This is a genomic window from Clostridium sp., from assembly GCF_051650885.1.
Taxonomy (GTDB): Bacteria; Bacillota; Clostridia; order Clostridiales; family Clostridiaceae; genus Clostridium.
The window spans coordinates 31677-46537 of the sequence record NZ_JBOFRG010000215.1 but is presented as its reverse complement, the minus strand read 5'-3'; the positions used below and the strand labels follow the sequence as shown (position 1 = coordinate 46537).

Sequence of the window (14861 nt, the reverse complement as noted above, 5' to 3'; positions counted from 1 at the left end):
AGATGCAGCTACTGCTATTATGACTACTGATACAAAATTAAAAGAATGTGCTATTTCCTTTACTCTTTCTGATAACACTACTTGTTCTATTGGATGTATCTCAAAGGGTTCTGGAATGATTGAACCTAATATGGGAACTATGCTTTCTTTTATAACTACTGATATAAATATTTCTCATAAACTTCTAAAAAAAGCTTTAAAAGAAAGTACTGATGTTTCTTATAATCGTGTTTCTGTAGATGGTGATACTAGCACTAATGATATGGTTATAATTTTAGCTAATGGTTTAAGTAAAAATAAAGAAATCATTGAAGAAGATAAAGATTATAAAATATTTTTATCTGCCTTAAATAAGCTAAACTTGCTTCAAGCTAAAAGAATTGCTAGTGATGGCGAAGGTGCTACAAAGCTTATAGAATGTACTGTAAATTCTGCCCCTTCTACTACTGATGCTGTAACCTTTTCTAAAAGTGTTATAAATTCAAGCCTTGTAAAAACTGCTATGTTTGGTAGCGATGCTAACTTTGGTAGGGTTCTTTGTGCTCTTGGATATGCTGGAATTTACTTTAATCCTGATAAATTAAATTTATCTTTTAAAAGTTCTGTTGGAGAAATTTCAGTTTTTGAAAAAGGTGTTTCTCTAGCTTTCGATGAAGTGAAAGCTAAAGAAATTTTAAGTAGTGATGTTATAGAAATTATTATTGATATGCATAATGGTGATTATTCTACCACATGTTTTGGCTGTGATTTAAGCTATGATTATGTAAAAATCAATGGTGATTATAGGTCTTAAGGAGGTGTATTAACTTTGTTTGATTCTGATTATAAAGCAGAAATTTTAGTTAGAGCACTTCCTTATATTCAAGAATATAGCGGAAAAACTATTGTTGTAAAGTATGGTGGAAATGCAATGATAAGTGAAGAACTTCGTGAAACTGTCATCAATGATATTATTTTAATGAAATGTGTAGGCTTTAATATTGTTGTGGTTCATGGAGGTGGCCCTTATATTTCATCATTCTTAGAAAAATTAAATATAAAATCGAAATTTATAGATGGTCTTAGGTTCACTGACTCTGAAACTATAAACATAGTTCAAATGGTTTTAGGTGGAAGCGTTAATAAAGATTTGGTTTCTCTTTTATTAAAATTTGGTGGAAAAGCCATTGGTCTTTGTGGTATGGATGGTGGATTAATTAAGGCAAAAAAATTACAATCTTCCACGGATTTAGGCTTTGTTGGTGAAATCACTTCTATTGATACAGAAATCTTATCTATGAGTTTAAAATCTGGATATATTCCTGTTGTAGGTAGTGTTGGAATTGATGAATCTGCAAACCATATATATAACATTAATGCTGATACTTGTGCATCAAAAATCGCTTCTGCACTTAAAGCTGAAAAGCTAATTTTACTTACTGATGTTCCTGGTGTTTTAGTGAACCCAAAGGATTCTAGCACTCTTATTTCAAAACTTAGACTTCATGAAATTCCAAAGCTTTATAGTGATAAAATCATTAAAGGTGGAATGATTCCTAAGATTGAATGTTGTGTTGAAGCTATTCGTATGGGTGTAAAAAAAGCCCATATATTAGATGGAAGAATAAAACACTCTTTGTTGCTTGAAATTTTTTCTGATGATGGAATTGGAACTATGATTTATTAATAGGAGGTTTTTTTATGGATAATTTTTTAATGAATACCTATGCACCCTTAGATAAAATCTTCGTAAAAGGAAAGGATTCTTTTCTTTATGATGAAGATGGAAATGAGTATATTGATTTTACAAGTGGTATTGGAGTAAATTCTATTGGTTATGGTGATGAAGCTTATGTTAATGCTATATCTACTCAAGCTTCTCTTCTTCCTCATATCTCTAATATCTTTTTAAATAAACCTGCATTAGCTTTAGCAGAAGATTTAGTAATAAAAGCTAATATGAGTAAAGTATTTTTTTCAAACTCTGGTGCTGAAGCTAATGAATGTGCAATTAAACTAGCTCGTAAATATAGCTTTGAAAAATATAAAACAAAAACTCGTGGGACTATAATTACTCTTTATTCTTCTTTCCACGGAAGAACCCTAACAACTTTAAAAGCGACAGGACAAGAAAAGTTTCATAATTACTTCTATCCTTTTCCTAATGGTTTTAAATATGTTAAGGCAAATTCTATAAAAGACTTGTTAGAAAACTTAACTTCTGATGTATGTGCTATTATGATGGAAACAATCCAAGGCGAAGGTGGTGTTCATCCTTTAGATGAAGATTACTTAAAGGAAGTTTTTAAAATTTGTGCTGAAAAGGATATTTTAACTATATTTGATGAGGTTCAATGCGGAATCTATAGAACAGGAACTCTATTCTCATATGAGCATTTCAATCTTAATCCAAATATAGTTACTACTGCTAAAGGATTAGGAGGTGGACTTCCTATTGGTGCAACTTTATGTGATGAAAAGCTAAAGGATGTATTTAAACCATCTGACCATGGATCAACCTTTGGTGGAAACCCTGTTTCTTGTGCTGGAAGTTTAATTGTTTTAGATAAACTTTATAACTCCACTACATCTATAAAAGAAAATAGTGAATTAATATTTTCTAAACTTAACTCTATAAATAATGGTATAATTCATGAAGTACGTGGAAGAGGCCTAATAATTGGAATCGAAATTAAGGATTCTAGTTCTAAACTTCAAAAGCTTCTTTTAGATAAAGGCTTAGTAGTTTTAACAGCAGGACCAAACGTTATAAGACTTTTACCTCCACTTACTATAAAAAAGGTTGTTTTAGAAAAAGGACTTGATATCCTTATTAACACCTTAAAAAATAATTAAATATAAGGGGGCTTTATATATGAAAAAAGATTTACTTAAAATGAATGATTTATCTAAAGAAGAAATTTTAGATATTTTAAATTTAGCAGACCAATTAAAATATGAGCAAAAACATGGAATACCTCATGAACATCTAAAAGGAAAATCTCTTGGAATGATTTTTGAAAAAGCATCAACTAGAACTCGTGTATCCTTTGAGGTTGGTATGTATCAACTTGGAGGACATCCACTATTTTTAAGCAGCTCTGACTTACAAATTGGTCGTGGTGAACCTATTTGTGATACTTCTAGAGTTTTATCTAGATATCTTGATGGGATTATGATTAGAACTTTTGAACAAAAAGAAGTCGAGACTTTAGCTAAATATTCTTCTATTCCTATTATAAATGGTCTTACTGATGATGAGCATCCATGTCAGGTTTTAGCTGATTTAATGACTATTCGTGAATATAAAAATTCTTTTGAAGGCTTAAAGGTTTGCTACATTGGTGATGGAAATAATATGGCGAATTCTCTTATGGTTGGCTGTCTTAAAGTAGGAATGAATTTTTCTATTGCTTCGCCTAAAGATTATACTTTAAGAGAAGATTATATATCCCTTGGAAAGAAAATTTCTGAAAGTAATAATACTACTTTCAATTTAACTCTAAGTCCAACAGATGCAATAAAAAATGCTGATGTAGTTATAACTGATGTATGGGCAAGTATGGGACAAGAGTCCGAAAGCAAAAAAAGAATTAAAGATTTTGAAGGCTTTTGCTTAAATAATACTCTTATGTCTTTAGCTAAAAAAGATGCAATAGTTCTTCACTGTCTTCCTGCACATAGAGAAGAGGAAATTTCTTCTGAAGTTTTTGAAGCACATACAAATTCAATTTTTGATGAAGCTGAAAATAGACTACATGCTCAAAAAGCTGTTTTAGTTAGTCTTTTAAAAAAATAATCACATAAGAAAAGCATGGAACACAAAAGTTTCCATGCTTTATTTTCATTATGCCACTACTGGCTTTTCTTTTTTCTTTACTACTACTATTGCAATAATTAATCCAATTACTCCAAGAACGCCTGCCCAGAAGAATGATGTATTCATTCCATGAATAGTTGCATCTAATGGATTTTTAAGTCCTGATGAAGAAGCTGACTTTGTCATTACTGTAATTAATATTGATGTTCCTATAGCTCCAGCGATTTGTCTCATTGTATTATTTGCAGCATTTCCATGTGCATAATATTTTCTCTCTAATGTATTTAATCCTGAAGTTGTAAGTGGCATTAAGAACATTGACATTCCAAGTAATCTTACTGCATACATTCCTGTAATATACCAAATATGAGTTGTTGTAGTTAAGAATGAAAATGCAAAAGTTCCACCTGTAAATAATATAAGTCCTATTATTGCTAATAATCTTGGGCCTATTTTATCAAATAATTTACCTGTAATAGGATTCATTACTCCCATTACTATAGCACCCGGCATTAATGCAAGCCCTGCATCAAATGCTGAATATCCTCTACCATTTTGTAAATACATTGGTATTATAAGCTCTGATGAAATAAGTCCTGCATATACTATCATTACTATTATAGTTGAAAAAGTAAATGTCTTGCTTTTGAACACTCTTAAGTCAAGCATTGGTTTTTCCATTGTAAGCTGTCTCCACACAAATATTGCAATTCCAACTACACCTATTATAAGTGGAATATAAACTTGTCTGCTGCTCCATGAATCATTTCCTGCATTACTAAATCCTAATAGTAATCCTCCAAAACCTAGTATACAAGTTATTGCTGATATAATATCTAACTTTACCTTTTTGTTGTCTGTAACATTTTTTAATAAGAATATTGCAAGAACAAAATCTATTATTGCAAAAGGTAATGTTACATAGAATAAATCTCTCCATGGGTAACTATTTATTATCCATCCTGAAAGTGTTGGCCCTATTGCTGGAGCGAATGCTATAACAAGTCCTACCACTCCCATTGCTAATCCTCTTTTTTCTATTGGGAAAATTATAAGGAATACTGTTTGCATAAGTGGCATTAATACCCCTGCACCTGCTGCTTGTAAAAGTCTTGCTATTAAAAGAGTATCAAATGTTGTAGCAGTTGCTCCTATAACTGTTCCGATTGTAAAAAGTCCCATTGCCATTAAATATAAAGTTTTAGTTTTAAACTTATCAATTAAAAATGCTGTAAATGGGATCATAACTCCAAGTACTAACATATATCCTGTACTTAGCCATTGTGCTGTTGAAACACTAATATGTAATTCTTTCATAATATCTGGTATTGCTACATTCATAAACGTACTATTTAAAAATGCTATGAATGCTCCTAGTAGCATTACTGCAGATATAAGTATACTATTATACTGTTTTTTTGCTCCTTGTTCCATAAAATCACCTTATCCTTTGTTCTCCTTTGAAAACTCTTTAGTTTTATAAAAAACTTTTCAGTTCTTAATTAAAATTATATTTCTAAAACCCTTTATAGTCAATGAATGATATGTTAACAATGTTTTATATCTTATTTTGCACATTTTATATTTCTTCTATTCCTACTTTGTTTGACTTTAATTTTATAAGATACTATAATTGAAAATAATTATTAACCTATCTCTAGGTAATACTTACACTCAATTGAAAAGAAGGTTATTTTATGGAAAAACTACATGATAAAAAAATAGATATAATTAATGCCTCTATACATCTTTTTTCTGAAAAGGGATTTTCTCAAATATCAGTTCAAGACATTGCTACATTTTGCAATATCTCTAAAGCTACAATTTACAAAATCTTCAAATCTAAGGAAGATATCTTGATAAGTATAATTAAATATGTAAATAAACAAACTTTCATTGCTATTGAAAATGTTGATTTAGAACTAAATAAGGATGGTTCTTTAACTCTTGAAAAAAAATTAACCATCTTCTTTGAGCATCTTTATAAAAAAAGAAATTTTTCTATAATGATTTATGAAAATCAAAATCTTTTAAAGAACCCTAAATTTGAATCTATTATATTAGAAAATAGAAGCTTTATTATTAAATGGTATAAAAAGCTTTTACTAGATGCTTTTGGCCCTGCTATAAAGCCAATTCTTCTAGATATAGTTTTTGCAACAATGGGAATAATTAAAGAATTTAATTATATTTTTATAGTCCGAGAAACTATTGCAATAAATTTCAATGATATTTCAAAATTTTTAGTAAAGGCAATAAAAGCGCTTATCGACTGTCATATTGATGATACGCCTTTAGTTCCTTCTGATCTTTTTGAATCCTTTGATGAAGAACTTACCTTTGATCGTACATTACTGTTTGAGGAATGGCAAAAAGCTTTAAAGAAAATTGAAAATAAGCTTGAAATTGTTACAGACCCTTGTTTAAAAAAAGATATTTTAGAAGCTACTATAGAGCTTACTAATGAAATACAAAAACCTGCTCCAAGAAGATTCCTTATTGACTCACTATTTTTATATCTTTCAAAAAATATTGATATTGAGCATGAAATTTTACTTTTAAAAAGTCTATATATTAAATTAGGCATATAAAAAAATTAAGAGGATACACCCTCTTAATTTTTTTACTTTTCTATGTAATTAGTTACAAATTTTATTGTCATATTAACTGTTCCATCACCATTTCTTGTTACTTCAAACTTCCCTTTGTCTAAGTAATCTTCCTCTTCTAAATAAAGGTCAATTTTATTGTCAATCTTAAGCCTTACTCTCTTAAGCTTCTTTTCAGCCCAAGTCTTATCTATCTCGACTTCCTCTATTCCTTGCTCTTTAAATATGCCACTAAACTTTTGTACTGCCTCTTTATCTTCTTTAAACACTTCTTGTGAAAATTCATCTATTCTAATTACTTCTTCATCCCTTAATTTTCTTTTTACTGCATCACGAATTTCCATTGCTTTTAAAGGCTCTTCACTAAAATTTTGTCTAGTCCACTCCTCTGTAGCATTTACAAAGTTTTTTGTCATATCTCTTTCATTGTCTATAACTGAGCATCCCAAGAAATTATTTATAAAATAATTTGCTCCATATTCTTCATTATTTTTTCCTTTTTTCTGTTTATCTAAAACCATAAGATTATAAGCTTCACCTTCTCTTATAGGCTTAATAAATGCTGCTTTTTGAATTTTTTGCGAGCTACCTGGAAGTCCTGCAGACTGTGGCACTATTTCTATTCCTATTTTTTCTTCAACAAACTCTACTTGATGTGTAAAATTCTTTACATAATCCATCTTAAGTATCCCTATCATAGGTCCTTTATCTGTAACTATTGATGCAATTATTAAATCACATGACGGAATATTTGTATTTCCATTCATTATAGCAAACATCTGCATTGCAAGTTCTTTAGATAAATTAATTAAATTATGGTCTATTCCATTTAAATAATCCTGACATACTTCTTTTACTATACTTCTCTCAGGATTAAATACTGCATATTTAAGCTCTTCATCTTTTAAGCATTTCTCTATATGTTTAAAAACAAATTTATATATATCCTCTGTTAAATCTAGTGCATATTCATTTAATATAGGTTCACTTCCTGCTGTATCTAAAATATGTATAATTGCTTCATTTACATTTACTTCACTAATATATTCCATAAAAATTTCTACCTCCAAATCATCTATTCTATATTTTATCATATCTTTGAGTTTAATTATTCTTTTTTTACCCTAATTATACTTTCTGCTATAATTAAATTAATATTAAACATACTAAAGGAGTTACATTATGGCTAAAGAATTAGAAACTAGAATTATAGATATAAATGTTAGCGAATTAAGAAATAAACTTTCCCTTCTTAATGCTAAAAAGGTGAAAGTAGAAAATCAAATAAACGACCTTTATGATTTTGAAGATAGCAGACTACTAAATGAAAAAGGTTATGCTAGAATTAGAACTGTTTTTGATGAATTAAATAAAAAAGAAGTTATTTTTATGACTACAAAAAAACTTTTATCACAAGGCAAGTTTAAAGTTATGGAAGAAAATGAAGTTATAGTTGATAATAAAGTAATGGCTGAAGGAATTTTTAAAGCTCTTGGTTTAAAATTAACACAAAGCATAAAAAAATATAGAGAAAGTTATGCTTTAGAAGGTGGCTTAGTTGAAATTGATATAAATGATACGGCTTTTTGTCCTTTTCCTTATATTGAAATTGAAACAGATTCTGAAGAAAATCTTGAAAAAATAGTTTCTTTATTAGGTTATTCTATGAATGATACTACTTCTGATACTATTTATAATCTTATATCTAAATTTAATAATAAAATGAAATAAAAAAGAGAGGTTGCCCTCTCTTTTTTATGATTTATATACTTACCTATTATTTATCTAATAGTTTATTTTTTTAATAATTCTTCTCTAATGTCAATGATTTCAGCTGCAATATCTTTTAATGTCATTGTAGTCATTAAGTGATCTTGTGCATGTACTAATAATAATGAAACTTCAGTTTTGTTTCCTGCTGCTTCACCTTGTATTAATTTAGTTTGTGAGTGGTGAGCTTCTGTTAATTGAGCAGTAGCTTTCCCTAATAATTCTCTAGCTTCATTTACATTTCCATCTTTTGCTGCTTGCATAGCTTCCATAGCGTAACTTCTAGCTTCTCCACTATACATGATTAAATTCATAATTATTTCTTCCATATCCTCTACCTCTTTTCAAAATCATTTATTTATTACATTTTAAAAGTGGAGTCATTAGGCTCCACTTAATTTAAAGACTAACCTATTAATTGTAGTGCTCTGTCTAAAACTTTAGCACCATTCATAGTTCCGTAAGCTACAGTATCGATTACTTCGATTGGTAATTCTGCTGGAGCTTCTTTTTTGAATTTTGATAATAAGAATCTAACTTGAGGTCCTAATAATAGTACATCAACTTCTCCTAATTTTTTGTGTGCATCTGCTTCTGCTAATGCTTCGATATGACACTCGATACCCTTATCCTTTGCTGCTGCTTCCATTTTTGTAACTAAAAGACTTGTTGACATACCTGCTGAACATACTAATAATATATTTTTCATTTTTATTTCCTCCTCGTTTAAGAATTAAACATTTAATTCTTATATCTTTCTTTTGTATATCTATATACATAAGCAACTTCCATGCCAAGTTTTAAAATATTCATTTTTTAATATTAAACCCTCTCTCAACCTAGCAAATTAGCCATTTATCAATTATATATGCAAATAAGGTAGAGTGTAATTTTCCATTTACACACTACCTTATTTTAAACACACTTACATTTTATTATTCAAAATCATTCGAACAACATATGCAATCTCATTATCTCCAACATTAATTTCATATTCTAGCTCAATTCTTTTAAATGCTCCCTTTACAAGAATAAATTCCTTGCTATGGGCATCTCTATATTCATTTAATCCTACAAATGGAGTTTCCTTTCCATTTTTCTTAAGCTTATCTACAAGAAAACAAATATGCATTAAAATTCCTAGTTTAACATCTGAATATATTTTTGTTCCTAGATTACCTTCTATTTGAACTAAACAACTCTTTATCTCTTCAACTAATCTATATGAATCAATTTCTGAAAGTTGTGATTTTAAAGTTTCCCCAATATGGTCATACTGTATTTCTTCACTTACTAATGAGTTTAATCTAGCCATACCCTCTTCTGTAAATACTTCAACTGCTGAAATAAAAGGTATTCCTTCTACATACATATTTACAGCTCCAACTACAGATATTATTGTATAATCTTTCTTTAATTCTTCAATATTACTAAAGAACCTATCCTTGTCTAAAATATCTATTGGAATAATTCTTACTCTATCTTTTATATATATCTTTTCTTCAATTACATCTCTAAGTCTTTCTGCCGAACCTTCTCCTGTAAAGCAAGTGGTTACAATTGCTAATTCTTTTCTTATTCCCTTTACACTATCTTCATAAGAATAAACCTGTATATTTCTACAAGACCTGTATATAGAATCTATATCTCTTCCACATAAAGCCTTTCTTCCAACATCAATAGCTGTTAATGTACTAACCATATCTATAGTTCTGATATCTACACCAATCTCTTCTTTTAAGATTCCTCCAAAATTAACTAGTGAACCCATATCAGCTAAGATTATTACCCCTTTTCCTTTATCAATATCTCTAATTTTCAGTTTTACTCTTTCAAGCATCTCTTCTGCTTTCATTGTAAGTGGCATATCTAATGCTTCTATATAATCTTCCCCAATTAAAGTATTTGCAACCTCTGCCATACTTGTTGCCGTTGAATTTCCATGCATTATTATAAGTACTCCAACAGTTTTTTCTAAATCCTTATTGCCTTCATGTACATTTGAGTTTAAGAACATAGTTATATAACCTATTTCATCTAAAGTAACATCTATTAAAAATGCATCTTCTACCATCTTTGCGATGTCCATTGCTATCATAAATTCATCTTTAAACTTTGATTTTATATAATTTAATTTAGGATGATAAATTCTATTTCCATTTTTTATTCTTTCTATACTTCCTTGCATATGAAGTGCTAGTCCATAATAAATCTTTTCATCATACTCTCTATCTAACTTTTCACTTGCATACTCAAGTCCTTTTTCTACTATATCAAGAACTTTTTCATCTGCAATTTTTAATATTTCAGCTTTTCTAAAACTACTCTTAAATGTATTCATATACTTGTTAAAATACGAATCTATATCCACATTTAAAATATCTTTGATATGCTCTTCATCTAAACCTTCTTTTTTTAATGAGTCTACCTTTTCTTCTATTATGTTATAAAAGTACTCAATATCATTTTTTCTTACTGCTTCTTCTAAAGCATATGCTTTTGTATTTTTTTCTTTATATGAAAAGGAAATAACATCACTTAAATTCTTAAATAACTCATCAATCTCACTTCTATGGTCTTTAAGCTTCATAATTCCACGTTTTACATTGTTCTGTAAATCCTGTTGCTCTATTATAATTACATTTTTGCTTTTTGACTTAAAGTTTAAGAATGCCTTTGCACAAGACAGTTGAATATCACTTTTAAGTTGTCCTATATTATTAGTACAGTCATAAAGTAAAAAAGATATTAATGCATTCTTATCAAAGTAAATTTCATTTGAAAGTCTAAGAGATTCATTTTTTATAAATTCTTCTAATAATTTATATCTTTCTTTTAAAGTTCTTTCCTTTAAAGGTGGAAGTGTTATTGTCATAGGAATTCTTCTTGTAAAAGTCTTTAAAAGATATGATTTAGGCTCTTCCGTTGTTGCTGCAATTATTTGAACCTTTACACTTATTTCTTTTTCGCTTTCTCCAAGAGGTCTAAAGCTTCCTTTATCTATAAATGTAAATAACATTTCCTGTCCTTGTGGGGATAATCTGTGTATCTCATCTAAAAATATAATTCCACCATCTGCTTGCTTTAAAAGTCCATCTCTATCTTTATCAGCCCCAGTAAATGCACCCTTTTTAACTCCAAATATTTGTGAAATAAGAAGCTGTGGATTCTCTGAATAATCTGCACAGTTAAATCTTACAAAAGGCGAGTCTTCATTTAATGTTTTAGATTCTTTTGCGAATCCATACATAGCCTCAGCAAACATTGATTTCCCTACCCCGGTTTCTCCAAGTATTAATGTATGAAGTCCATTTGGTGGATAAAAGATAGCTGCCTTTGCTTGTTGTATAGGTACTTGAAGAGATTCTTCTGCTCCTACTAATGAATCTAAACAGTTTTTTTCTAAATCAACACTAACTTCTTCTTCATCTTTTTCCATAATTACTTCTTTATATAAAACAGGTCTTCCTTCTATTTTAGTTACTCTATTTTCTTTAAATAAATCATTTAAATATCTGCTTATAGTTGCTCTATCTAGATTCATAGCCTTACTAAGCTCAATTGCTGATATTCCACGTTTTTCTTCACCACTTAATTTTATCAGCCCTTCTAACACTTGGTCTATTCTCTTCATATTCCGCCTCCATACTATAATTCTCTCTGTAATCTATTTATAATTATACACTATTTTACACACTTTATTTAACATATATACTCTATTTTATACTCTTTTCATAAATTTATTTTTTATTTTCCTTATGTAATCTTTCACATTTATCTAATTCTATATAAAAAAATAGCCAGAAATTAAATTCTAGCTATTTCTAAATTATTTTATTCTATAACTTCTCTCTTCTAATAGATGATTTTTTGAAAATTTCCATTAATTTTTCTTTATCCTCATCCACTATTGCTTTTTTTATTGAACAAAGTTCACTCTCAAAATTTATTATAGAATCTAAAAGATTTTTCTTATTTCCTAAAAAAAGTTCACTCCAAAGCTCTTCATTTATATTTGCAATTCTAGTTAAATCTCTATAACTATCTCCTATAAATGCTCCTGTATCACGATTTTCTTCATCACTGTTTATAAGTGCTACTGCAAGTGCATGAGGAAGCTGACTTGTAAATGCAATCATCTTATCATGATAGCTTGGTGTTATTCTTTTTATTTTTTTAAACCCTAATTTTATTACTAAACTTTCTATCTTTTCTATATTCTCTTCTTTATTAATATCAATTGGAGTGATTATATAATTTGCACCCTTAAAAACTTCATGAGATGAAAAGTCTATTCCTCTTTTTTCTCTTCCAGCCATTGGGTGCCCAAAAACAAAATCTACCCTCTTTGGTAATACCTTAAGAATATCCTCTATAAATAATTCTTTAATTCCCGTAACATCAGTTATTATACTGCCTTCCTTAAACTTATTTTTATTTTCTAAAATAAAGTTTAGTACAAGCTTTGGATAAATACAAAGGATTATAATATCACATTCTTCTATTATATTTTTTCCATCTGTATATCCTTCTTTTATAATTCCTAATTCTTTTGCCTTTTCTAAAGTATCTAAAGATTTGTCAATTCCATATACATCTTTAAGACCGCACTCTTTAAACCCTTTTGCAAATGCTGCTCCTATAACCCCGAGTCCCACAATTAAAATTTTCATTTTCTACCCCTTTATTTTATGAAAAATTATAATATTATTTCTTTACCTTCAAACTCTGCACACGCTCTTATTTTTTCCATTAATGTTTTAAAGTTTTCTGGCTTTATTGATTGTTGTCCATCACTTAAAGCATTTTCTGGATCATTATGAACTTCTATCATAAGTCCATCAGCTCCTGCCATTATTGCTGCTTTTGCAAGTGGTTCTACTAAGTACCAGTATCCTGCTGCGTGACTTGGGTCAACTATAATTGGTAAGTGTGTAAGTCTTTTTGCAACTGGAATTGCACTTAAATCTAATGTATTTCTAGTGTAAGTTTCAAATGTTCTTATTCCTCTCTCACAAAGAATTACATTTTCATTTCCACCAGCCATAATATATTCAGCTGACATTATCCATTCTTCAATAGTTGCTGATAATCCTCTCTTTAAAAGAATAGGTTTATTTGTTTTACCTAATTGCTTTAAAAGGTCAAAGTTTTGCATATTTCTTGCTCCAACTTGAATTACATCAACATTATCTACAAATTGGTCTATATAGTCTGTAGACATTATTTCTGTAACTATAGGAAGCCCTGTTACAGCTTTTGCTTTCTTTAGAAGCTCTAACCCTTCAAGTTCTAATCCTTGGAAGCTATATGGTGATGTTCTTGGTTTAAATGCTCCACCTCTTAAGAAATTTCCACCATATTTTTTTATATCTTTTGCAATTTCTATAATTTGTTCTTCACTTTCAACAGAACAAGGACCTGCCATTATTCCTAGGTTTCCACCACCTATTTTTCTACCTAAAACATCAACAATTGTGTCTTCTGGCTTAAATAATCTATTTGCTTTTTTAAATGGTTGTTGTACCTTTAATACTTTTTCAACTCCATCTATTCTTAAAAGTTTATTTGAATCTAACTTTTCACAACTTCCTACAACTCCTAATATTAAATAATTTTCCCCAGTTGATTCATGCACCTCTAAACCATTATTTCTTATACAATTTTTCACTTTATCTATATTTTCTTTTTTACTTTTTGGATTCATTACTACTATCATCTTATTTTTCCTCCTAGTTTTCTATATTTCTAATGCCTTTAACCCTAATACATACCCTCTTTTACCAAATCCAGATATTTGTCCTATACAAGCACTTGCTGTTACAGACTTACTTCTAAATTCTTCTCTACTATGTATATTTGATATATGCACTTCTACAGTTCTTATATTTACAGCTTTTATAGCATCATGTATAGCATAACTATAGTGTGTATATGCCCCTGGATTTATTATTATCCCATCAAACTTCTCATAAAAAGCTTCATGAATTTTATCAATTATAGCACCTTCGCTGTTACTTTGAAAAAACTCTAATTCATGATTTTTTCCTTCTTCTCTTAAAAGTTTTTCTATTTCACCTAAGCTTTCTTCACCATAAATATTTTTTTCTCTTATCCCTAACATATTTAAATTAGGACCATTTATAACCATTATTTTCATACTATCTTACTCCTTAATTTTCCCTTTAAGCTCTCTCTTTATAGTATCAATAGTATCTCTTATAAAGCCCTCATTAACTACTTCTATATCACAAGCCTCTAGGTACTTATCTATTCTCTCATTATATAAACTATATAGTTTTTCTGCACCACCATTTAATAAAGGTCTCGACTCTACATCTATGTCTTGAATTATTTTTTCAATTGGTCTATTTATAAAAATTACTAGACCTTCTTTCATAAGAGCTATATTTTCTTTTCTTTTTATAACTCCTCCACCTGTAGATACAAGAACCCTCTTTTTTTCTAAAAGTCTCTTGCAAGCCTCGGTTTCTAAATCTCTAAACTTTTCTTCAGATTGGTCAAAAATTTCTTTTATACTTCTATCTGACATTTCTTCTATATAGTCATCCATATCAAAAAAATTATATTTTAATTCCTTTGCAAGTACTTTTCCCATAGTTGTCTTTCCGCAACCTGGCATACCTATCAAAAAAATCTTTTCACATCTTTTACACATTACT

15 protein-coding genes are annotated in these 14861 nt (G+C 29.1%); 6 read left to right on the top strand and 9 right to left on the bottom strand.

The window, feature by feature from the left end; genetic code table 11:
- The 4 genes from argJ to argF form a co-directional block, all read left to right on the top strand.
- Positions 1 to 793, top strand: a 793-nt coding sequence (gene argJ, locus ACRC28_RS10495; protein ID WP_438543399.1) for a bifunctional ornithine acetyltransferase/N-acetylglutamate synthase, incomplete at its 5' end; no start/stop codon positions are given.
- Positions 794 to 808: 15 nt separating this feature from the next.
- Entirely contained in the window at positions 809 to 1666 is an 858-nt protein-coding gene (gene argB, locus ACRC28_RS10490; RefSeq protein WP_438543398.1) for an acetylglutamate kinase, read from the top strand.
- 14 nt (positions 1667 to 1680) lie between these two features.
- Positions 1681 to 2835, top strand: coding sequence for an aspartate aminotransferase family protein (locus ACRC28_RS10485; protein ID WP_438543397.1), 1155 nt, complete (start codon positions 1681 to 1683; stop codon positions 2833 to 2835).
- 19 nt (positions 2836 to 2854) lie between these two features.
- Positions 2855 to 3778, top strand: a complete 924-nt coding sequence (argF, locus tag ACRC28_RS10480; RefSeq protein WP_438543396.1) for an ornithine carbamoyltransferase — start codon at positions 2855 to 2857, stop codon at positions 3776 to 3778.
- 48 nt (positions 3779 to 3826) lie between these two features.
- Here the strand turns inward: argF and ACRC28_RS10475 are convergent, their stop codons facing one another.
- A complete protein-coding gene (locus tag ACRC28_RS10475) occupies positions 3827 to 5233 on the bottom strand; it encodes an MDR family MFS transporter (protein WP_438543395.1) in 1407 nt (468 codons plus the stop codon).
- 263 nt (positions 5234 to 5496) lie between these two features.
- Between ACRC28_RS10475 and ACRC28_RS10470 the strand changes: the two genes are divergently transcribed.
- On the top strand, positions 5497 to 6390 hold the full coding sequence (locus ACRC28_RS10470; protein WP_438543394.1) for a TetR/AcrR family transcriptional regulator: 894 nt from the start codon (positions 5497 to 5499) through the stop codon (positions 6388 to 6390).
- A gap of 32 nt (positions 6391 to 6422) precedes the next feature.
- Here ACRC28_RS10470 and ACRC28_RS10465 read toward each other — a convergent pair whose 3' ends face one another.
- On the bottom strand, positions 6423 to 7460 hold the full coding sequence (locus ACRC28_RS10465; RefSeq protein ID WP_438543393.1) for a nucleoid-associated protein: 1038 nt from the start codon (positions 7458 to 7460) through the stop codon (positions 6423 to 6425).
- Positions 7461 to 7590: 130 nt separating this feature from the next.
- On the opposite strand from ACRC28_RS10465, the gene ACRC28_RS10460 reads away from it, so the two are divergent.
- Positions 7591 to 8139 carry a class IV adenylate cyclase gene (locus tag ACRC28_RS10460; RefSeq protein WP_438543392.1) on the top strand — a complete coding sequence of 183 codons (549 nt, stop codon included), beginning with the start codon at positions 7591 to 7593 and terminating at the stop codon, positions 8137 to 8139.
- A 62-nt stretch (positions 8140 to 8201) separates the two neighbouring features.
- On the opposite strand, the gene ACRC28_RS10455 is transcribed toward ACRC28_RS10460, so the two are convergent.
- The 7 genes from ACRC28_RS10455 to ACRC28_RS10425 all read right to left on the bottom strand — a co-directional run bounded on the left by ACRC28_RS10455 (position 8202) and on the right by ACRC28_RS10425 (position 14857).
- Entirely contained in the window at positions 8202 to 8507 is a 306-nt protein-coding gene (locus tag ACRC28_RS10455) for a PTS lactose/cellobiose transporter subunit IIA (protein ID WP_438543391.1), read from the bottom strand.
- A gap of 77 nt (positions 8508 to 8584) precedes the next feature.
- On the bottom strand, positions 8585 to 8887 hold the full coding sequence (locus ACRC28_RS10450) for a PTS sugar transporter subunit IIB (RefSeq protein ID WP_438543390.1): 303 nt from the start codon (positions 8885 to 8887) through the stop codon (positions 8585 to 8587).
- A gap of 216 nt (positions 8888 to 9103) precedes the next feature.
- Positions 9104 to 11812: a sigma 54-interacting transcriptional regulator gene (locus ACRC28_RS10445; protein WP_438543389.1), complete on the bottom strand. Its 2709-nt coding sequence runs from the start codon at positions 11810 to 11812 to the stop codon at positions 9104 to 9106.
- Between the two features lie 205 nt (positions 11813 to 12017).
- Positions 12018 to 12851 (bottom strand): prephenate dehydrogenase, encoded by an 834-nt coding sequence (locus ACRC28_RS10440; RefSeq protein ID WP_438543388.1) that lies wholly within the window; start codon positions 12849 to 12851, stop codon positions 12018 to 12020.
- Between the two features lie 26 nt (positions 12852 to 12877).
- The gene (aroF, locus tag ACRC28_RS10435) at positions 12878 to 13897 is read right to left on the bottom strand and encodes a 3-deoxy-7-phosphoheptulonate synthase (protein ID WP_438543387.1); all 1020 of its coding nucleotides are present in this window, start codon (positions 13895 to 13897) and stop codon (positions 12878 to 12880) included.
- A 21-nt stretch (positions 13898 to 13918) separates the two neighbouring features.
- The gene (aroQ, locus tag ACRC28_RS10430; protein WP_438543386.1) at positions 13919 to 14338 is read right to left on the bottom strand and encodes a type II 3-dehydroquinate dehydratase; all 420 of its coding nucleotides are present in this window, start codon (positions 14336 to 14338) and stop codon (positions 13919 to 13921) included.
- A 6-nt stretch (positions 14339 to 14344) separates the two neighbouring features.
- Positions 14345 to 14857, bottom strand: a complete 513-nt coding sequence (locus ACRC28_RS10425; RefSeq protein WP_438543385.1) for a shikimate kinase — start codon at positions 14855 to 14857, stop codon at positions 14345 to 14347.
- Between the last annotated feature and the right edge of the window lie 4 nt (positions 14858 to 14861).